This window comes from Vibrio genomosp. F10 str. 9ZD137 (genome assembly GCF_049974785.1).
Classification (GTDB): domain Bacteria; phylum Pseudomonadota; class Gammaproteobacteria; order Enterobacterales; family Vibrionaceae; genus Vibrio.
Genome location: NZ_JBNGCJ010000041.1, coordinates 1 through 1,286, shown reverse-complemented (window position 1 = coordinate 1,286; position 1,286 = coordinate 1). Strand labels below are relative to the sequence as shown.

Sequence of the window (1,286 nt, the reverse complement as noted above, 5' to 3'; positions counted from 1 at the left end):
CCCACTGTTTTAGTTCCGTTTAAGTGCCTTGTTATAAATCAAATACTCGGTAAATGCGATTTTGGACCTTTCCAATTAAAAGAGTCTAAAACTTGTTGAAAAATTGAATGCAATGCCTCCATTGACGCAGGAGATACATCAACTTCGCCGTAATGACCGTCTGACATGGTATTTCCATACTTAGTGCCGTTTAAACAATTTAACATTAGCGCCCCACCTTCAGATTTTACCAACTGATTATCAATTGGTTTAAGATCTAATGGCTGAGGATTTCTACCTGCCCCTAGACCCCTTGAGCGATCTTCCATATGTTGTGAAGTGTTTCGCACGCCACGTAAGTTAGGAAAGGCTTTACCAATTTCACTATGTAAGTCACTTACAGAACTAGGAACATTAGGCTGTTTTTTTAAAACATTCATGAACTTATCGAAAGAGTCTAACGCATACAAAAATGAACGAGCATAAATAAAAGATTGATTATGTTGAAACTCACGAGGAATTTTACCAGACTGCCACTGTTCTCTTTTAAAAACTATTTCAACTTCTAGACTTATTTCATCCCATTTAGAACGGTCATGGGCATCATATTTAGCCTCAATTTCTTTACGTATTTCAGTTCTTCTTTGTGAGTCAGCTTCCCACTGCTCTCGAGAATGGGAGGGGCTATCTCTTTGGATTGAATTCAGGAATAAATTTAAAGCTAGATTAGCCTCATAAAATTGACCTTCAATACTCCTAAGAATTCCTTCAATATCCCAAGCTGATTCTCTATCGTCATGTTCTAGCCATGTCCCTGGTTTTATTATCTCAAATATATACACAGCAATACCTTAGATTCAAATGATGCACTATGAATTGATTTATAACGCCTTGCTAAGCGGAAAATAATGGTTGGCTATAATCGCGTAGCGATGGCCAACTGTTATTTTTCCGTTTAAGCAACTTGTTATGTGAATTATTCACTTGTTTTATAGAATGATCGACTACCAACCTTTTTAAATTGGACCTTATTTTGATCCTGTAAGTGGCGCGCAATTGTGGCAAAAAGCCAACCCGTTTTATTATCAATTTTATTGCCTTGAGGATATGCTGATTTTTTCAAATCTAGCTGATCCTTGATGTAAGTCGCAGGTACCCACGATTCACTAAATCCAGATTCAGAGGACTTAATAAAATTACAAACTTCATCTGACATTGCATTAAACAATTCATCTACTTTAGATTTATTAGACACGAGGCCTCCGATTCACATAACGCCCGGCTTAAGCGGACAAAAATTGTTGGCT

At 37.1% G+C, this 1,286-nt stretch carries 2 protein-coding genes; both read right to left on the bottom strand.

Translation table 11 applies throughout. The annotated features are described in order from the left end of the window. Window positions 1–38: 38 nt before the first annotated feature. Complete coding sequence (locus tag ACP45E_RS00470; RefSeq protein WP_017037912.1) at window positions 39–821, bottom strand: hypothetical protein; 783 nt, start codon at window positions 819–821, stop codon at window positions 39–41. A gap of 134 nt (window positions 822–955) precedes the next feature. After that, window positions 956–1,234: a hypothetical protein gene (locus tag ACP45E_RS00465; RefSeq protein ID WP_017037913.1), complete on the bottom strand. Its 279-nt coding sequence runs from the start codon at window positions 1,232–1,234 to the stop codon at window positions 956–958. Window positions 1,235–1,286 lie beyond the last annotated feature (52 nt).